The sequence below is a fragment of the Methylobacterium sp. R2-1 genome (genome assembly GCF_014191355.1).
In the GTDB taxonomy this organism is placed as follows: Bacteria; Pseudomonadota; Alphaproteobacteria; order Rhizobiales; family Beijerinckiaceae; genus Methylobacterium.
Genome location: NZ_JACHWM010000005.1, coordinates 302,562 through 321,788, shown reverse-complemented (window position 1 = coordinate 321,788; position 19,227 = coordinate 302,562). Strand labels below are relative to the sequence as shown.

Here is a 19,227-nt window from a genome sequence, read left to right as displayed (position 1 = left end):
GGGGCTTCTCCTGGCTGACGGACGCCTGAGGGCGCGGCCCGTCGGGTGATGGCCGGAACGCGGCGGGGGCGTGTCGTCGGTCAGACGCCGAAGATCACGCGGCGGAAGCGGGCAAGGGCGAAGGCGAAGTAGACGCTGCCGAGAGCGGTGAGCGCGAGCAGTTGCGGCCAGACCACGGACAGTCCGGCACCGCGATAGAGGACGGCCTGGGCGAGAGCGACGAAGTGCGGCGTCGGGCTCACGGTCTGCACCACGATCTGGAGCCAGAACGGCATGCTCTCCATCGGCGTGCTGCTGCCCGAGAGCAGCTGCATCAGCAGCAGGATCGGAATCACGAGCAGGCCGAACTGGCCCATGGAACTCGCGATGGTGCCGAGCAGGATGCCGAGCGCCGCCACTGCGAGGGCGTAGAGGCCCGCTCCGAACAGGAACAGGGGGATGGAGCCGGCGATCGGCACGCCGAGCCACCCCTCCACCACGACGACCAGCGACAGGCCGGCGCCCACGAGGATGACGAGCCCGTTGGCGATCACCTTGGCGAGCATGATCTCGACGGGCACCAGCGGCATCACCAGCAGGTGCTCCACCGTGCCCTGCTCGCGTTCGCGGATCAGAGCGGCGCCGGTGAGAATGACGGTGAGCAGCGTGATGTTGTTGATCACCTGCATCACGGAGGTGAACCAGCTCGTCTGGAGGTTCGGGTTGAACTTGGCCCGCGTCACCACCTGCACGGGGGCGGTGTCGGTGAGATCGCTGCGCGCGGCGAAGCGGGCGACCTCCTGGGCGACGATGGCCTGAATGTAGACCGAGCCGTTGCCGGCCTGGGTCATGGCCGTGGCGTCGACGCCGAGCTGGACCTGGGTCGGGCGGCCGGAGAGCACGTCCTTCTGCAGGCGCGGCGGCAGCTCGATCACGAACACGAGCCGGCCGGTATCCATGGCGGGATCGATCTCGGCGGGGGTGAGTGGCACGACGCTCTTTACCAGCGGCGGGTTGAAGGCGCTCACGATCTGCCGCGAGAGGTCGGAGCGATCCTCGTCCACCACGCCGATGGTCAGGTTGCGCACCTCGGTCGAGGCGCCGGAGGCGACCGAGTGGACGGCGAAGGTGAAGGCGTAGACGACGAGGAACAGCATCACCGGATCGGCCCGGATGCTGCGCAACTCCTTGACGATGAGGCGGAACACGTTGGCCACGTGCGTGCCGAAGCCGAGCGGCGCGGGTGCGGTGGCTCGCGCGGGGCCAGTGGCCTGGGCGGGTTTAGCGCCCTGGGCGGGACCTGCCATCTCACGCCTCCTGCTTGCGCAGGAGCAATTGCGACAGGATCAGGAACAGGAGGGCGAAGCCCGCCAGCACCACGATGTTGCGTTCGAGTTCCGAGAAGGGCAGCCCCTTGGTGAAGGTGCCGGCGGTGACCGGCTGGTACCAAGCCGGCGGCAGCGAGAGTCCGATCAGCCGGGCACTGCCCGAGAGCGACGAGATTGGGACCAGCAGCCCCGAGAAGTTGACGGCCGGGATGATGGACAGGAGCGCCGTGGCGAAGACCGCAGCGACCTGGGTCTTCATGAAGGTCGAGATGAACTGCCCGAAGCCCGTGGTGGCCGAGACGTAGAAGAGCGTGCCGAGGGCCAGCGCGGCGAACGAGCCTTTGACGGGCACGTCAAACACGAACAGCGCCACCAGCACCAGCAGCCCGAAGCTGATCATGGCGATGCCGATATAGGGAAGCTGCTTGCCGAGCAGGAATTCGAACTTGGTGACCGGCGTCGAGCGGAAATTGGCGATCGACCCCGTCTCCTTCTCGCGCACCACCGCGATGGCCGACATGATCGCCGGGATCAGGATGAGCAGCAGCATCATCACGCTCGGCACCATGGCGTTGACGCTGCGAAAGGCCTGATTGTAGCGGAAGCGCGTCTCGACGCTCACCGTCGTGGCGGCGTCGGTGCCAAGGCGCTCCACGGCGAGCTGGTGGGCGTACTGGTTCGCGAGTCCCGTGACGTAGCCCCGGCTGGTCTCGGCCCGGAACGGCATTGCCCCGTCGAGCCAGACGGCGACCTCCGGCGCGCGCCCGGATTGGAGGTCGCGTCCGAAGCGGGGCGGAATCTCCACGGCGATCTGGACGCTGCCGTTGCGGAAGCGTCGGTCGAGTTCGGTCGCGGAACGAATGGGCGGCTGCTCGCTGAAGTAGCGCGAGCTGGTGAAAGCATCGACCAGCTGGCGGCTCTCCGGGGTGTTGTCCTGGTCGAAGGCCGAGAAGCGCAGGTTCTCGACGTCGAACGAGATGCCGTAGCCGAAGGCGATCATCAGCAGGATCGGGCCGATGAAGGCGAAGGCGATGCGGATCGGATCGCGCAGGAGCTCCATCGTCTCGCGCCGGGCATAGGCCCAGAGGCGCCGCGGATCGAAGCGGTGACGGTGCGGGACCGCACGGGGAGGCGCCGGGGCGGGCGCGGCGTCCGGACCTGCCGCTGCCTCTTCTCCCGTCTCAACTCCCGCTTTCTCGGCCGTCTTGGGGTCGAGCCCCGCGGCGTCGGCCAGGTAGTCGATGAAGCACTGTTCCAGCGAGCTGCTGCCGCGCTCCCGCACCAGCTCGGCCGGCGTGCCGACGGCCAGCACCCGGCCGGCATGCATCAGCGAGATGCGGTCGCAGCGCTCCGCCTCGTTCATGAAGTGCGTGGAGAGGAAGATCGTGACGCCCTCGTCCCTCGAGAGGTCGATCAGCGTCCGCCAGAAGGCATCCCGGGCGATCGGGTCGACGCCCGAGGTCGGCTCGTCGAGGATTAGCATTGCCGGCCGGTGCAGCACGGCGACCGCGAGCTGCAGCCGCTGCTTGATCCCGAGGGGCAGGCTGTCGGGCCGCGCGTTCTTGACCGGCTCGAGTTCGTAGCGCTCGAGAAGCTCCTTGATCCGCACCGGACGGTCGTGCGGCGGCAAGTGGTAGAGCTGCGCGTGCAGTTCGAGGTTCTGCAGCACCGTCAACTCGCTGTAGAGCGAGAAGGCCTGCGACATGTAGCCGACGTTGCGGCGGGTCTCCATGTCGTTGTCGCCCACGGGATGGCCGAACAACTTCGCGCTCCCCTCCGAGACCGGCAGGAGACCCGTGAGCATCTTCATCGTGGTGGACTTGCCGCAGCCGTTCGAGCCGAGGAAGCCGAAGATCTCGCCGCGGGCGATGCGGAAGCTGACGTCGTCGACCGCGGTGAAGCTGCCGAAGCGCCGGGTCAGGTGCTCGGCCTCGATCGCCGGCACCGCGTCGAGCCGGGGCGGTCGGGGCTTCAGCACAACGGGCCGGTGCTGGGCCTGCTTTTCCGGCGGCAGAAGCGCGATGAAGGCGGCCTCCATGTCGGGTTTGGCCGTCCGGGCCAGCAGGTCGACGGGGCTGCCGCTGGCGATGACGTGGCCGTCATCCATGGCGATCAGCCACTCGAAGCGCGAGGCTTCGTCCATGTAGGCGGTGGCGACGATCACGCTCATGCCGGGCCGGCCGGCCCGGATCGAGCCGATCAGCTCCCAGAACTGCCCGCGCGAGAGCGGGTCGACGCCCGTGGTCGGCTCGTCGAGGATCAGCAGGTCTGGATCGTGGATGAGGGCGCAGCACAGGCTGAGTTTCTGCTTCATGCCGCCCGACAGCTTGCCCGCCGGCCGGTCCTCGAACGGGTCGAGACCGGTCGCGGTGAGCAGGTCGGTGATGCGCCGTCGCCGCTCCGACGCGCCCTGGCCGAACAGGCGGCCGTGGAAGTCGATGTTCTCGAACACGCTCAGCGTCGGGTAGAGATTTCGGCCGAGCCCCTGCGGCATGTAGGCGATGCGCGCCGCCTCCCGCGTGCGGTGGCGCCGCTGCGCCATGTCGCCGCCGAGCACGGTGACGCGGCCCGCCTGGATCCGGCGTACGCCCGCGACGAGCGCGAGAAGCGTCGACTTGCCGACGCCGTCCGGGCCTATCACCCCGACCATTCGGCCCGCCGGAAGGTCGAGCGACAGGTCGTCGAGTGCAGCCACCGCGCCGTAGCGATGCGACACGTGCTCGAGCCGGGCGATGGCGGCATCGCTCATGCCGACCTCACGGCAGCTTCACGGCGAGGTCGGCAGGCCACGGGACGTCGGCCTTGGTGCGCACGAAGCCCATGCCGCGCACGCCGGTCTTCACCCGCTTATGGTAGGTCTTCAGGATCTTCGGATCGATCTGGAGCTTGATCCGGAAGGTCAGCTTCTCGCGCTCCTCCTCGGTCTCGACGCTTTTCGGCGTGAACTGCGCCTCGGTGGCGACGAAGCTGATCGTTGCCGGGATGACGTATTGCGGCACGGGATCGAGGACGATCCGGGCATCGTCATTGAGCGCCAGCGGCCCGGCCTGCGCGGCCGGCAGGTAGATCGTCATGTAGACGTCGGCGAGGTCGAGCAGTGTCAGGATGCGGGTGCCGGCCCCCACCACCTCGCCCTCCCGCGCCAGCCGGTACTGCACCCGCCCGTCGCGGGGCGCCCGCAGCACGAGATCGACCAGAACCGCCTGCAGCCGCTCGACGTCGGCCTCGGCACTCTGCACCGCGAATTTGGCTTGGTCCTCCTGAGCCTTGGCGGCCTCGAGCCCGGCCTTGGCCGCGTCTGCCTTGGCCTTGCGCTGGTCGAAGATCTGCTTGGTCAGGTAGCCCTTGCCGACAAGCTCCTTGCCGCGGTTGTAGTCGGCCTCCGCAAAGGTGAGATCGCTGGTGCGCTGGGCGATCAGGGCGACCGCCTCCGCGAGGCTCTTCTTGGCCCGCAGCACCTGGGCCTGGGCGCCCCGGAGCTGCGCCTCGGTCTCGGGCGAGGAGATCGTGGCAACGACCTGACCCGCGCTTACCTCGTCGCCTTCCTTGACGAGCAGCTTCGCGATCCGGCCGGCATATTTGGCCGCGACATCGACCTGCGTCGCCTCGATGCGTCCGTTGGACTTGGCGATGCCGTCGGGCATCCGCTGGCCGCGCAACCGGTCGATCAACTGCTTCAGCCGCGACTGCGCCAGGGATGGCGGGGGGGCGGCGATGGCGAAACCGGTGACAAGCAGGATCGCGAGCAGGGCTCCGCGCGATCTCGGAACCGCTATCGTCCGCCTCATGCCGTCGCTCCCGGCGCGGTCCGGCCCGGCAGACGCATCGTGTGTCTCGCGATCATGCACTCTTCGTCGGTCGGGATGATCCAGATCTGCGCCCGGCTTCCCGGTGCATCGAGTCTTGCGACGCCGGACCGGTTGGCGTCATTGCTCAGGATCAAACCGGCCCAGCCCAAATCGGCGACGATGCGCCGCCGGATCTCGGGCGCGTTCTCGCCGATCCCGGCGGTGAACACGAAGGCGTCGAGGCCGCCGAGTGTCACGGCGAGCGCGGCCGCGGCCTGCGCCACCCGCCGGCAGAAGAAGGCCACGGCCAGGGCGGCCTCGGGCCGATCGCTCGCCAGCAGCGTCCGCACGTCGTTGCTGAGCCCGGACAGTCCGAGCAGTCCGCTCTCGTGGTACAGCATGTGCCCGACCTCGGCCGGGGTCATGCCCTTGTGCTCAATGAGGTGAAGCACGGCGCCGGGATCGAGCGCGCCGCAGCGCGTGCCCATGGGCACGCCGTCGAGGGCGGTGAAGCTCATGGTGGTTTCCTGGCTCTGACCCTCCTTCAGGGCGCAGAGCGAGGCGCCGGAGCCGAGATGAGCCACCAGCACGCGCCCATCCGCCGTCTCCGGCGCCAGATCCCGAAGGCGTCCGGCGACATATTCGTAGGACAGGCCGTGGAAGCCGTAGCGCCGTACGCCCTCGTCATGGAGGAAGCGGGGCAGGGCGAAGCGATCGGTCAGTTCCGGATGGCCGCGATGGAAGGCGGTGTCGAAACAGGCGACCTGCGGCAGATCGGGTCGGCGCTGCCGCAGAACCCGGATCGGATCGAGGTTGCCGAGCTGGTGCAGCGGCGCAAGCGGGATGAAGGTTTCGAGCGTCCGCAGCACCGCGTCATCGATCAGCACCGGCTCCGCGAAGGCCGGTCCGCCATGGACCACCCGGTGCCCGACGGCGATGATCGATTCCGTGCCGTGATGGTGGGTGAACCAGTCGGCAAGGTGATGCTGCGCCGCCGAGACGTCGGGCACGTCGCTCGCCTCCAAGTGGCGCTCTTCCAAGACGGCTCCGCTCGCATCCTTCACCGTCAACAGAGGCGCGCTGCCGATGCCGCTCATCCCTCCGCTCAGAAGGGGCATGAGGTCCGTATCGTCGATGCCGTACAGCTTGAACTTGATCGACGAGCTGCCCGCATTCACCACCAGGATGCTGTCGCTCATCTCAGCCCCGCGCCGAAGCCGCCCCTCGGGCCGGCTGTGCCGGAATCGTCGATGTCGCCCGCCCCGACCCGGCGTTGCGCCTCACATGTCGGCGGCTAGGGACATCCCCGGACAGTGAGATGCGGAACTCCATCGGATCTGCTCCATCCATCGGCTGCGTGCATGGCCAAGTGGGTGTGACGGCGTCGCCCGAGCCCTCCTTAGGATTTCAATATTTTCTATAGTTAAGCAAATGATAGACCCATTTTTGAAGCTGTCGCGACGATTTCTGAGAGTAAATTTTGACAACTATCTCATAACAAATGATAAATTCAGACAGTGTCCGACCGCAATTGCCGGAATGTTCGATCGTCAACAGATGTTGACACCGTATGGTTGCGTTGATTGTATGAGATCATCGGTTGTGAGCGGCTAATATCGTGAATGGCGCCAGGATCGACGCTGCTCAGGTTGCATTTCCGCAAGCTGCGCCGTCTCCGTCCCCGTCCGTCATGGGCGTGCCAGCCCGATCGCTTCAGGCAGGCGGAAAACCTTCGGGGCCGGCGAGCCGGGACCGGATTGGCCCTTCGTCGGCAACGAGGCCGTCGAGCCGGCATGTCCCGAGACGGAGCGAACGGACGATCGATGCTGCGCCCGCGTCTGAATCCACCAACCGACATCTTTCCCCCGAACCCATGGGCCATTGAGGCCGTCCGCTACGTGCGGGAACTGGTGCGCGACTTCACCGGGCAGGCGGAAACGATGTTCGCCCTGTCGAACGGCTATCTCGGGATGCGCGGGATCGCCGATGAGGGAACGCCGGTTCGGGAGGCGGGCACCTATCTCAACGGCTTCTACGAGCATCGCCCAATCTCGTACGGTGAGCGCGCCTACGGCTTTCCTACGGTCGGACAGAGCATCCTGAATTGTCCCGATGGGACGGTCATGTCGCTCTCCGTCGATGATGAGCCCTTCATCCTGGCGGAAGCCGAAATCCTGTCATATCGGCGCACCCTCGATTTCCGAACCGGAACCCTGAACCGGGACGTGACCTGGATGACGCCGGCGGGCAAACGCCTTCGCCTGCGGACGTTGCGTCTCGTCTCCCTCGCGCACCGCCACCTCGCTGCGCTCGCCTACGAGCTCACGACGGAGGATGCGGAGGCGGAGGTGGTGATCGCGTCCGAACTCCGGAACGACCAGCCGCTTACCGCCGACACCAGCGACCCGCGCTTGGCGGAGGGATTCGTCGGCCGCGTCCTGCATCCGAACGGATTTCAGGCCGAGGCTCTGCGCGCGATCCTCAGCTATCGCACCGCCAGTTCCGGGCTGGTGCTGGGCTGCGGCATGGATCACGTCATCGCGGCCGATTGCCCACTTGGCACCCAGGCAACCTGCACCGACGATCTCGCCCGTGTCGTTTTCCAGGGCACCGTCGCGCCGGGCCAAACGATCCGCATCCACAAATACTTGAGCTACCACTACTCCGGCACGGCGGCGCCCGAGCCGATCCGGTCCCAGGTGGCGTGCACACTCGACCGTGCCATCGAGACCGGCTTCGCATCGATCCGCGCTCGCCAGCACGCCGATGTCGACCGGTTCTGGCAACGCGCCGACGTGATGGTGGACGCTGCGAACCCGCGGACGCAACAGGCGATCCGCTGGAACTTGTTTCAGTTGATGCAAGCCTCGGAGCGGGCGGAGGGACACGGCATCCCCGCTCGAGGCCTGACCGGGCGGACCTACGAAGGGCACTACTTCTGGGACACCGAGATCTACGTCCTGCCGTTCCTGATCTACACTAACCCCCCTATGGCGCGCAGCCTGCTCAAGGTCCGCTACGACATGCTCGACAACGCCCGCGACCGGGCGCGCGAACTCGGGCATCGCGGCGCGATGTTCCCCTGGCGGACGATCAACGGGCGGGAGGCGTCCGCTTACTATGCGGCGGGGACGGCCCAGTATCACATCAACGCCGACATCGCTTTCGCCCTTCGCCAGTACGTCGAAGTCAGCGGTGACACCGATTTTCTCTGCCGTTACGGCGCCGAGATCCTCGTCGAGACCGCACGCCTATGGTGCGACCTCGGCTTCTTCTCCGAGCGCATGGGGGGCCGCTTCTGCATCCACGGCGTGACCGGGCCGGACGAGTACACGGCCATCGTCAACAACAACTGCTACACGAACCTGATGGCGCGCGAGAACATGCGCTACGCCGCCGAGACCGTGCGGAGACTGGCGCACGAGGATCCCGACAGCTTCGCGAGCCTCGTCCGCCGCACCGGACTCGAACCGGACGAACCTGAGGCCTGGGATCAGGCGGCCGAGCAGATGTACCTGCCCTACGACGAGCGGCTGAAGGTGCATCCGCAGGACGACGCCTTCCTCGATCTTGAGAAATGGGATTTCGCCGGCACGCCGGAGAATCACTACCCGCTCCTGCTGCACTACCACCCGCTGAACCTCTATCGTTCACAGGTGATCAAGCAGGCCGACATGGTGCTGGCCATGTTCCTGCTGAGCGAGCAGTTCACCCACGAGGCGAAGCGACGAAACTTCGAGTATTACGACCCGCTGACCACCCACGACTCGTCGCTATCCGTTTGCATCCAGAGCATCGTCGCGAACGAGATCGGATTACGCGAGAAGGCGATCCATTACTTCAACTTCGCCGTGGCGATGGATCTTTCCGATATCGGCGGGAACATGATGCACGGCGCGCACATCGCGGCCATCGGTGGTACGTGGCTCGCGCTGGTCTACGGCTTCGCAGGAATGCGCGACACGCGCGGCCGCATCAGCTTCCACCCCTGCCTGCCCGACGCCTGGAAGCGGCTGAGCTTCACCCTCAGAATCCGCGGCCGGACGGTTCGGGCCGAACTCGACCACGCCGCCGCCACCTACAGGCTGCTGGAGGGCGAGGAATTGACCCTGTGGCATGCCGGGGATTGCGTCCGCCTGTCGCCGGCCGAGCCTTCTGTGACGCGAGCGATCCGCCCGCCGGTCGGTGACACCCATGCCTCCGCGCCCTGACGCCGTGCCAGGGGCTCTGCGGGCTGTGATCTTCGATGTCGATGGCGTGCTGGTCGATTCGCCACACGAACAGGCTTGGCGCGAGGCGCTGGCCGATTTCGCCGACCCGACCGGCTTCACCACGAAGTTCTATCAGGCTCACGTCGCGGGCAAGCGGCGCCTGGAGGGCGCGCGCGCGACGCTGGAGCGTCTCGGCGGCGCCGGGGCAGCCACTCATGCCGCTGCGTTCGCCCAGAAGAAGCAGGCGGTGATCGACCGGCTCATTGCCGAAGATCGTTTCACAGCGTTTCCCGATGCGATCCGTCTCGCGCTGGCGCTGGAGGCGGTGGCCCTGCGCACGGTGCTCGCCTCATCCTCGAAGAACGCCGATGCGATGCTGGCCCGCGTGATCCTGCCGGACGGCCGCACGCTGCTGTCGCTGTTCGACGCCGATGTGAGCGGGCGCGACGTGCCGCGCGGCAAGCCCGATCCGGCCCTATTCCTGCTCGCTGCCGGGTCCGTGGATGTGCCTCCGGCCCAGTGCCTCGTCGTCGAGGACGCACCGGCCGGGATCAGGGCAGCGAAGGCCGGCGGCATGGCGGGGCTTGGCATCGCCCGGCTCGGCGACGAAGCCCTGCTGCGGACGGCCGGCGCCGACCTCGTCCTCACGTCGCTCGATGGGCTCGATGTGAGCGCCTTGCCGAGCGGGGTTCTCCGAGCCCGGCCTGGGCCGGCACCGCACGGGTGACGGCGGCAGCTTGACGGATACGGGCAGCATCGGTTCACCTACTCACAGGCGTAGGAACGGCTGCGGTGCGATCACGTCACGGGTTGCGCAGCGCCGGCACCATTTTCGGCGAGCCGAGATCGTAGGTCTTGTTGCGCAGAGGATCGAGCCGGGTGCCCTCTGAGGCGTCGAATGCCTTCGGCCGCGCTCCGCCCGTCCCGTCGGTCGTCGCACCGTCGAGCGCCGAGGCCGCATTCGAGCCGGGTGCGTAGGCCGAGGCGCGGCCCGGCGCGGCGCCGGCCGGGCCGGCATTGGGCTCGGCGGTGTTCGGATCGACCTTGTCGACGGCACCTGGATCGGCTTGCTGCGACTGCTGGCGGGAGCGCTCCACCTGGCGCCAACGGGTCACGTTGCGCTGGTGGCCCTCCAATGAGTCGGCGAAAGCGTGGCCGCCGGTGCCGTCGGCGACGAAGTAGAGGTCCTTGGTGCGCGACGGATTGGCAACCGCCTCCAGTGCCGCGCGGCCCGGATTGGCGATGGGGCCGGGCGGAAGGCCTTCGATCACGTAGGTGTTGTAGGGGGTCGCCCGCTCGATTTCCGAACGCAGGATGCCGCGCCCCAGGGTGCCGCGTCCGCCGACGAGTCCGTAGACGATGGTCGGATCGGATTGCAGCTTCATCCGCTTCTGCAGGCGGTTGACGAACACGCCCGCCACCCGCGGCCGCTCGTCGGCGCGACCGGTCTCCTTCTCGACGATGGAGGCCAGCGTCACCATCTCGGCCGGTGTCTTCACCGGCACCTCGGCGCTGCGGCGCTGCCAGATCTGGTTCAGCACCTCGCGCTGCTTGGCGCGCATCAGGTTGAGGATCTGCTGGCGCGTGGCGCCGCGCTCGAACTTGTATGTGTCGGGCAGAAGCGAGCCTTCGGGCGGCGTCTCGGCGATTTCACCGGACAGAACATCGTTATCGTTGAGCCGAGCGACGATCTGCTCGGAGGTCAGGCCCTCGGGGAAGGTGATGGCGTGCTGAACTTGACGCCCATTGGTCAGCGTCTCGATTGTGTCCTTCACGCTGGCATGGGCCTTGAACATGTACTCGCCATGCTTGAGCGGCCCCTTGCCCCCGAAGCGGGCGGACATCTCGAACAGGCTCGGATGCTCGATCACGCCCTCGCGAGCGAGGACGCTAGCGATCTCCGAGGTGCCGCTGCGGCTGGGAATCACCACGACCTTGTCGGCCCCGAGCGGGCCCGGCTCGGAGGCCTGCCGATTGAGCAGGGTGAGTCCTACGAGGGCACCGAGCGCCAGGACGACCCCGAGGGTCAGGAACCCGCTGATGGTGGCGAGCAGGCCGCCGCGGCGGCGCTCAGGCTTCTCCGGCGGGGGAGGGGCGACGGTCGGTTTGATTGCCTCGCTCGGGCTGCGCGGCGACGGCCGGTTCGGCAGCGACGGCTCCTCGGAAGCGGGCGGCGGAGACGGCGGAGCTTGTCGTCTGCGAAACATCCGGAATCCTGCTGTGGCCCTTCGCGGCGCCCCGCTCAGGGCACCTTTTCCCGGTCGCCAAGGCCGTAGCCGAGCGTCGACGGGCGGAACCTTGAGCGTCTCTCACAAAATCTCCGCCCGGCCGTAGACCGGGCGTTTTGCGAGGCAGTGTAAGCCGTTTTGTGGCGAAATGGCGTTGCCTGCGACCGGACCGCCACATGCCGTGTGCCTTCGGACGACGGTCGCCCTCAGGCGACCCGGCGCATCAGCAACGAGGCATTGGTTCCCCCGAAGCCGAAGGAGTTCGAGAGAACCGTATCGACGCGCTTGCGCTTGGCCTCGTGCGGCACGAGGTCGATGGCGGTCTCGACCGACGGGTTGTCGAGGTTGAGCGTCGGCGGCATCACGCCGTCGCGAATCGCGAGAACGGAGAAGATCGCCTCCACCGCGCCGGCGGCGCCGAGCAGGTGGCCGATCGCCGACTTGGTGGAGGACATCGACGCCCTGGAGGCAGCGGGACCGAGCAGCCGCTCTACCGCCTTCAGCTCCAACTCGTCGCCGAGCGGCGTCGAGGTGCCGTGGGCGTTGATGTAGTCGATTTCGGACGGGTCGATCCCGGCGCGCTTCACCGCGGCCTTCATGCAGCGATAGCCGCCGTCGCCGTCCGGGGCGGGCGAGGTGATGTGATAGGCGTCACCCGACAGGCCGTAGCCGATCACCTCGGCGTAGATCTTGGCGCCGCGCGCCTTGGCGTGCTCGTACGCCTCCAGAACGACGATGCCCGCACCTTCGCCCATGACGAAGCCGTCGCGGTCGCGATCGTAGGGGCGGGAGGCCTTGGTCGGCTGGTCGTTGAAACCGGTGGAAAGAGCGCGGCAGGCGGCGAAGCCCGCCAGCGACAGCCGATTGACCGGCGCTTCGGTGCCGCCGGCTACCATCACGTCTGCATCGCCCAGTGCGATCAGCCGCGATGCGTCGCCGATGGCATGGGCGCCTGTAGAGCAGGCGGTGACGACTGCATGATTCGGGCCCTTCAGCCCGTGCTGTATCGACACCTGCCCCGAGGCGAGATTGATGATGCGGCCGGGGATGAAGAACGGCGAGATGCGCCGCGGGCCCTTCTCGTGGAGGGTCACGGAGGCATCGTAGATCGTGCCGATGCCGCCGATGCCGGAGCCGATCAGGACGCCGGTTGCCTCCTGATCCGCGTCCGATTTCGGATGCCAGTCGGCATCGTCGAGCGCCTGGCCGGCAGCGGCCATGGCATAGACGATGAAGGGATCGACCTTGCGCTGCTCCTTCACCTCCATCCACTTGTCGGGATTGAAGGTGCCGTTGGAGCCGTCGCCGAAGGGCAACGTGCAGGCGATCCGGCAGGCGAGATCGTCGGTCTGGAAGGCGGTGACCGCGGAGGCGCCGCTATCACCGGCGACGAGGCGACTCCAGGTGTGCTCGACGTTGCCACCCAGCGGTGACACCATCCCCAGACCCGTAATCACCACCCGACGCATTGCCTGATCCCAACGATCCGCTAAGTCCGCGAAGGACTCATAGTTCGTCCCGAAGGACGATTGGTTTTCAAACATGGTGGCGCGCGGGGCCTTGTCGACCCCGCCCGCGTAACGACACCGCCTTAGGCGGAGTTCTTCTCCAGGAACTTGATCGCGTCGCCGACCGTCTGGATGGTCTCGGCCGCGTCGTCCGGGATCTCGACGTTGAACTCCTCCTCGAACGCCATCACCAGCTCGACGGTGTCGAGGCTGTCGGCGCCGAGATCGTCGATGAAGTTGGAGGCCTCGGTGACCTTCTCAGGCTCGACGCCAAGGTGCTCGACGACGATCTTCTTCACGCGCTCGGCGATATCGCTCATCGTTGTTGGTCCTCGTCTTTTCGATCGTGGTGGTGTGTGCTTCTGACGAAAGCGCCGTGGCCGCCTTCCCGCTTCCGGGGGTTTTTGGGACGGCCGGTGTTCGATCGCGCGTGGTTTGGAAAAGCCGCAACCCGCTGAACCGTCAACTCCCCTGCACGGCTGAGCCGGGTGTTAACACAGGGTTTCCGCTCTGGCGAGTGGCGGTTCAGAAAGCGTTCATCGCCGTGGTTTTCCGGTTGGAACACCTCTTTGTGGACATTCTCAATACATCGCCATGCCGCCATTGACGTGCAACGTCTGCCCCGTCATGTAACCCGCTTCCTCCGAGGCCAGATAGACTGCGGCGGCACCGATTTCGGCGCCCGTCCCGAGCCGGCCCGCGGGCACGCGGGTGAGAATCGTCTCGCGCTGCTTCTCGTTCAACGCGTCGGTCATCGCCGATGAGATGAAGCCGGGCGCGATGCAGTTCACCGTGATCCCGCGCGTGGCGACCTCGGCCGCCAGCGCCTTGGTCATGCCGACGAGTCCAGCCTTGGCCGCCGCGTAGTTGCCCTGACCCGGATTGCCGGTGGCGCCGACCACGGAGCCGATGCCGATGATGCGGCCGTAGCGGCGCTTCATCATGCCCCTGAGCGCGGCGCGCGACAGGCGGAAGGCGGCGGTGAGGTTGACGTTGAGAACCGCCTCCCACTCCTCGTCCTTCATCCGCATGAAGAGGTTGTCGCGGGTGATGCCGGCATTGTTGATCAGGATGTCGAGCCCGCCGAGTGCCGATTCGGCGGCCGGAAGCAGCGCTTCGACCGCCTCCTTGTCGGCGAGGTTGGCCTCGACCACCGCGACGCGCTCCCCGCCCAGCTCCGCGGCCAACTCGTCGAGCACCGCGCGGCGGGTGCCTGAGAGCGCGACGTGCGCGCCTTGCGCATGCAGCGCCCGGGCGATTGCCCCGCCGAGCCCACCGGTCGCGCCGGTGACGAGGGCCTTGCGGCCGGTGAGGTCGAACATGGTGTCGGCTCTTCTGATCGGAGAGAGGAGTCAGGCGTAGGCGGCGACGTCGTCGGGCGTGCCGACCGCGCTCGTGGTGGCGTTCGGGGCAATCCGCTTGACGAGGCCGGTCAGCACCTTACCGGCGCCGAGTTCGAAGAAGCGGTCGGCGCCGGCCTCGGCCATGGCGGCGACGCTCTCGGCCCAGCGCACTGTGCCGGTGACCTGGGTCACCAGGGCGTCGCGGATCGCGTCCGGATCGGTGAGCGGGCCGGCGGTGACGTTGGCGTAGACCGGTACGACGGGCGCCTTCATCGCCACTTCGGCAAGCGCGCCGCGCATCGCCTCGGCGGCGGGTGCCATCAGGGCGCAGTGGAACGGGGCGGAGACGTTGAGGAGGACGGCACGGCGCACGCCGCGGCTCTGCGCCAGAGCCATCGCCCGCTCGACGGCCTCCCGATGACCGGAGAGCACGACCTGACCCGCGCCGTTATCGTTGGCGACGTCGCAGACCATGCCTTGCGCGGCCTCTTCCGCGATGTCGCGCGCGGTTGCGAGGTCGGGACCGAGCAGGGCGGCCATGGCGCCGACCCCCGGCGCCACCGCCCGCTGCATCGCCTCGCCGCGGATGCGCAGCAGGCGGGCAGCGTCGGAGATCGAGAACGTGCCGGCAGCGGCGAGCGCCGAGTACTCGCCGAGCGAGTGGCCGGCGACGAAGGCCGCGTCCCGCGCGAGATCGAGGCCTCGCTCGGCCTCCAGCGTGCGCAGCACCGCGAGGCTTGCCGCCATCAGCGCCGGCTGTGCGTTGGCGGTCAGCGTCAGTTCCTCGGACGGGCCATCGAACATCAGCCGCGAGAGGTTCTGGCCGAGCGCCGCATCGACCTCCTCGAACACCTGCCGGGCGGCCGGCGACGCCTCGCTCAGCGCCTTGCCCATACCGACCGCTTGGCTGCCCTGTCCCGGAAAGATGAAGGCTCGCGTCATGACGTCCCGTCGCCTCGGCGCCGGGACGGGGGCCCCGGCACATCGGGGTCGCGCCCGAAGTCACGCCGCAGGCGTGCAGCCACGAGACGGACTGCCGCTGACCGGGATCGTCGAGGGACCCTGTTTAAGGTGCGGCGCAGTCGCATCACGTGCGGCGGCTGTCAACAATGCGATGCACAAGAGCAGAGCACTGAAATCGCCAGGCTCGATCTCGGTCGCGGAGTTCGGATCACGGTCGAGCTTGGTCCGCACTGCCGTACATTATCGATCTTCTCGCTCGAACCCGGCACGTTTCCGCGCATTGATTGGGCAGGCCTCGTGAGACACCTGCCATGTTCCGCACGATGTTTCCTCAAGAAGCGGTCGGGCACGCCCACGCTCTGATCGGCGCCTACGAGTCCGCCCATGCCGGACTTGCCAGGATCTCGCACGAGTTCCGCCGCGACCTCTGCGTGACCCTCGACCGGCTCGGCCCCGGCGCGGCGCCCTATCTGCGCGTCGTCCGCAGCGATCTCGAGGGGCGCACTCTCGAAGCTCGTGCGACATGGCCGCTCTGGATCGACCGCCTCACCGATCCGATGATCGACCGCCGCCTGATTGCCTCCCGCGCCCTGCTCGATGCCGTCGAGAGAGAGGCGGACGCCCGCGGCATGGTACTCTGAAGTCTTGTTCCGGAGCCGTGGTTGCCGGCTTCCGGAAGACGACGCTCGGATGTGTTCGAGCGCAGCGGCGCCTACGCGGCGGCACGCAGGCGCGGCCGGCGCGACGAGGGGGACAAATCGGCCCGCGCCCGCTCCAGCGCGGCGGCGACGCAAGCCGCGGCCCGCGCGACCTCGGCATCGGAATGCCCGGCGGTAACGTGCAGCCGCAGGCGGCCGGTATCCTCCAACGTGGTGAGGTCGGCCAGCATGCCGGATTCGGCCAGATGGTAGGCGAAGCGGCGTGCACGCTCGCCGAAGCCGATCTCGACGGAGACGGACGTGCAGGGCTCGCCGCAGACGCTCAGCGCGCGATCCCGTAGCGCCGTGCGCAGGTTCAGGACATTGCGCATCAGCCGGGCGCGGCGCTCCCGCCCCTCGGCCGCGTCGATGACGGCGAAGGCTTTGAGGATCACCGCGATCTGGATCGGCGAGAGGGCATGGGCGGCCGCCTCACCGGCGCGCAGGCATGCCGTCACCGCGCGGGTGCGGGCAGCCACGAAGCCGCCGTTCGAGGCGAAGCTCTTCGAGAAGCTGCCGGTGACCAGATCGGCCTTGCCCAGCATATCTTGGAGGCCGAGGTGGCCGCGCCCGTCCTCGCCGAGGCAGCCCAGATCTTGGGCCACGTCCACGAGGAGCGTCGCGCCGTGCTCGTCACACACAGCGCGCAGGGCGGTGAGGTCCGGCGTACCGGAATCGAGCGGAGACAGGCTCTCGGTCACGACGAGGATGCCGTTCTCCGCGTCGTGGGCGCGGATAACCCGGAGGCGATCGCGGCAATGCTCCGCATCGAGGTGGCGGAAAGGCAGGACGTTGTCCGTCGCGGCCTCGGCGCTCTCCCGAAGGCCGCCCCGGATGGCGGCATCGATCACCACGTGGTCGGCCGGGCGCAAGAGGCCGCTGATCACGGCCTGGGCGGCGGCCCGGCCGGTCGAGCAGAGCAGCGCCTCCTCCATCTGAAGGAAGTCGGCGATCCGGCGCTCCAGTGCCACGGCGAGACCAGGATCGCCGGCCTCGGCCGCGGCGCAAACGCTGCGCACGCCGAACCGGCGCAGGGTGTCGGCGGCGGCGGCCACGATGTCCGGGTGAGTGGAAAGGCCGAGGCAATCCTGCGAGGCGAAGTCGAGGCCGCACAGAGCGTGACGGTCGCCGAGCGGGGGAGCGCTCGGAAGGCGGCGAACGCCATCCGCGCGGTCCTGGGTCGTCGCGTCGGTCTGCTCACGATGTCTCATGCCATCCCGTCCGATGCCGCGTGGTTACAGGCCGGACTGTCGGTCCGGTCGACTTGCCATCGCGTTAAACGGAGCCGGTGTAGGAAAAATGCATCATCGCGTATTTAACGAATTGCTTCTTCCATCGCTCTGAACAGAGCGCCGTGCTTCTGTGCTGGCCTTGAGATCATCGACGATCGCTGTCGGTAAACTTAGCGAAACGTGAAGGGAGTGTTGCTGAGATCTTCCGCGTGCGGCTTCAAGCGTCGTGCGGGTGTCCGTCGGACGCATTCGGGCGATCGGCTGCCGCCGGGCACCCGAACGATTCGGGGGCGCCCCATGCGCCGGAGGCACCCCCGAGGCATCGTTCGAACGCGGAGCCGGCGTCGGATCAGATCACCGGAAGCCCGCCTATGCCCGCACCGATCCCATAACGCTCGCCGTAGAGCGCGCTATGGGCGAAGTAGTAGACGCCGAGGAACAGCATCAGGGCGCTGGCATAGTAGACCGGAGCGAGAACCACGTCCCGGCGCGTGGCCGGCACCCGGGCATCATCGGCGGCGATGGCGACCAGGACCGCGATGATGCCCGAGTGGCCGATGGCGTCGATCTTGCCGAACTCGAAGATGGCCGAGATGAACACTGCCGTCAGGATGATCGCCGAGGCGCGGCGCACCAGGGGAGTCCAGATCAGGGCAAAGGCCAATGTGAACTCGATGACGCCCGCCGCCTGCATGAAGAGTTCCGGCGAGGCACCCATCGTCATGCCGGGTTTGGCGGCGATGAGCGGATCGGTCCAGTGCGGATAAGCCCATTTCTCGACGGAGGCCCACATCAGGGTGATCGCGGCGGCGATGCGCACCACGTCGATGGGGCGCTGGCCGAACAGGGTCCGGTCGAAGGCGGTCAGGGCCAGGAAGGCGGCCACGCCGAGGAACACCGGATAGTCGGCGAGGTGAAAGACTCCGTAATTCCAGACGGCGAAGCCGAATAGGAAAACGATACCGGCAGCGGTGAACGGCAGGGTGCGCTTCCAGAGCAGAGCGGCGGCCATGGCGAGTTGGAGCCAGGGAATCCACGTGGCGTCCGTCTTCAGTTCCGGCGTGAGGATGATCCCGCCGAGGTTCCAGAGCGAGACGAGGAAGAAGCCGACCACTGCCCGAACGATCAGAACGCTGTTGTTCCGGACCGCCGCGGTGACGCGGTCGAGGGCGTTGAGAATTGCAGTACCGAGCGGCGTACCCTCGGTCAGACAGCCGAACATCAGGCAGACGAGAGCGAGTCCGGTCAGCAGCTCGAAGTCCGTGCATAGCACCTGTTCGAGGCCCCGCGGCTGGCCGGCGACATCGAAAGCACAAAACCATTTGACGTGGGCGCTGGCTGCCCCCGTCCCGAGTATGAGAAAGCTTGCTGCGCCTGCAAGCATGACTGAAGAGCGCACCCAGAATCTGGACACGTAAGTCATAAAGCCGCCGAAACGGGAGGGGAGTTCGTTGTGTAAAAAATAACTAACCGAAGTTGAGCGAGCTTGCTAAGGCTTTGTTTACCCAACTGAACGAATGGTTAATGACAATTGTGTAACAAAGGATATGCAACCGGACGCCGCGTCGACATCGTTTGTCGATGGCTGTCCTTGTGATGTCTCGGCCGGGCTGTGGAGAATGGGGAGAGCGGGGATGCCTGACGGGGCGGTTCCGGCGTTAACGCCTTCGAAGACCCCATGGTGACCGCTGGAAAGGCGCCACAATGCGCGCTTGATCGGGAAGATGGATGATTGCGCTGCTCAGCCTCGTGAGCTTGTCCTGCGGCCTCGTTCTGGCCGGCCGAGCGCCACACCACCCTGATTGGACCGTTCGGATGGAGACGGCCGGTGGCCTCTCTCTCGTGACAGGCCTTGCCATGGTCGGCGCCGGCCTGAAGGCCTATTGCTGCTGAGGGGTGTAATGCGGGCAAGGGCCGGCCAGCCCCGGATCACAGGATCACCCGTGCTG

At 67.3% G+C, this 19,227-nt stretch carries 15 protein-coding genes; 4 read left to right on the top strand and 11 right to left on the bottom strand.

Features of this window, described 5'->3' with window-relative positions; genetic code table 11:
• Positions 1-80 precede the first annotated feature (80 nt).
• Genes FHU13_RS09885 through FHU13_RS09870 form a run of 4 tightly spaced genes read right to left on the bottom strand, consistent with a single transcriptional unit; the run spans position 81 to position 6,294 of the window.
• Positions 81-1,286, bottom strand: coding sequence for an ABC transporter permease (locus tag FHU13_RS09885; RefSeq protein ID WP_183435677.1), 1,206 nt, complete (start codon positions 1,284-1,286; stop codon positions 81-83).
• A gap of 1 nt (position 1,287) precedes the next feature.
• A complete protein-coding gene (gene rbbA / locus FHU13_RS09880; RefSeq protein ID WP_183435676.1) occupies positions 1,288-4,056 on the bottom strand; it encodes a ribosome-associated ATPase/putative transporter RbbA in 2,769 nt (922 codons plus the stop codon).
• A gap of 7 nt (positions 4,057-4,063) precedes the next feature.
• Positions 4,064-5,095 carry an HlyD family secretion protein gene (locus tag FHU13_RS09875; protein ID WP_183435675.1) on the bottom strand — a complete coding sequence of 344 codons (1,032 nt, stop codon included), beginning with the start codon at positions 5,093-5,095 and terminating at the stop codon, positions 4,064-4,066.
• Positions 5,092-6,294 (bottom strand): acetate/propionate family kinase, encoded by a 1,203-nt coding sequence (locus FHU13_RS09870; protein ID WP_183435674.1) that lies wholly within the window; start codon positions 6,292-6,294, stop codon positions 5,092-5,094. The genes FHU13_RS09875 and FHU13_RS09870 overlap by 4 nt, the downstream gene beginning before the upstream one ends.
• Before the next feature lie 624 nt (positions 6,295-6,918).
• Here FHU13_RS09870 and FHU13_RS09865 point away from each other — a divergent pair.
• Together FHU13_RS09865 and FHU13_RS09860 are read left to right on the top strand one after the other, a co-directional pair.
• Positions 6,919-9,306, top strand: coding sequence for a glycoside hydrolase family 65 protein (locus tag FHU13_RS09865; RefSeq protein WP_183435673.1), 2,388 nt, complete (start codon positions 6,919-6,921; stop codon positions 9,304-9,306).
• Entirely contained in the window at positions 9,290-10,033 is a 744-nt protein-coding gene (locus tag FHU13_RS09860; protein ID WP_183435672.1) for an HAD family phosphatase, read from the top strand. The genes FHU13_RS09865 and FHU13_RS09860 overlap by 17 nt, the downstream gene beginning before the upstream one ends.
• 76 nt (positions 10,034-10,109) lie before the next feature.
• Here the strand turns inward: FHU13_RS09860 and mltG are convergent, their stop codons facing one another.
• From mltG to fabD, 5 genes are all read right to left on the bottom strand, one after another.
• On the bottom strand, positions 10,110-11,513 hold the full coding sequence (mltG, locus tag FHU13_RS09855) for an endolytic transglycosylase MltG (protein WP_183435671.1): 1,404 nt from the start codon (positions 11,511-11,513) through the stop codon (positions 10,110-10,112).
• A gap of 227 nt (positions 11,514-11,740) precedes the next feature.
• Positions 11,741-13,003, bottom strand: a complete 1,263-nt coding sequence (fabF, locus tag FHU13_RS09850) for a beta-ketoacyl-ACP synthase II (protein ID WP_183435670.1) — start codon at positions 13,001-13,003, stop codon at positions 11,741-11,743.
• A 122-nt stretch (positions 13,004-13,125) separates the two neighbouring features.
• Positions 13,126-13,362, bottom strand: a complete 237-nt coding sequence (locus FHU13_RS09845) for an acyl carrier protein (RefSeq protein WP_003599981.1) — start codon at positions 13,360-13,362, stop codon at positions 13,126-13,128.
• 261 nt (positions 13,363-13,623) lie between these two features.
• Entirely contained in the window at positions 13,624-14,364 is a 741-nt protein-coding gene (gene fabG / locus FHU13_RS09840; protein WP_183435669.1) for a 3-oxoacyl-[acyl-carrier-protein] reductase, read from the bottom strand.
• 30 nt (positions 14,365-14,394) lie between these two features.
• Positions 14,395-15,327, bottom strand: a complete 933-nt coding sequence (gene fabD, locus FHU13_RS09835; RefSeq protein WP_183435668.1) for an ACP S-malonyltransferase — start codon at positions 15,325-15,327, stop codon at positions 14,395-14,397.
• Positions 15,328-15,659: 332 nt separating this feature from the next.
• Between fabD and FHU13_RS09830 the strand changes: the two genes are divergently transcribed.
• Positions 15,660-15,989: a hypothetical protein gene (locus FHU13_RS09830; RefSeq protein ID WP_183435667.1), complete on the top strand. Its 330-nt coding sequence runs from the start codon at positions 15,660-15,662 to the stop codon at positions 15,987-15,989.
• A 71-nt stretch (positions 15,990-16,060) separates the two neighbouring features.
• On the opposite strand, the gene FHU13_RS09825 is transcribed toward FHU13_RS09830, so the two are convergent.
• Complete coding sequence (locus FHU13_RS09825; protein WP_183435666.1) at positions 16,061-17,257, bottom strand: pyridoxal phosphate-dependent aminotransferase family protein; 1,197 nt, start codon at positions 17,255-17,257, stop codon at positions 16,061-16,063.
• Between the two features lie 370 nt (positions 17,258-17,627).
• Positions 17,628-18,701 (bottom strand): hypothetical protein, encoded by a 1,074-nt coding sequence (locus FHU13_RS09820; protein ID WP_183435665.1) that lies wholly within the window; start codon positions 18,699-18,701, stop codon positions 17,628-17,630.
• 305 nt (positions 18,702-19,006) lie between these two features.
• Between FHU13_RS09820 and FHU13_RS09815 the strand changes: the two genes are divergently transcribed.
• Positions 19,007-19,171 carry a hypothetical protein gene (locus FHU13_RS09815; RefSeq protein WP_183435664.1) on the top strand — a complete coding sequence of 55 codons (165 nt, stop codon included), beginning with the start codon at positions 19,007-19,009 and terminating at the stop codon, positions 19,169-19,171.
• The last annotated feature ends 56 nt before the right edge of the window (positions 19,172-19,227 follow it).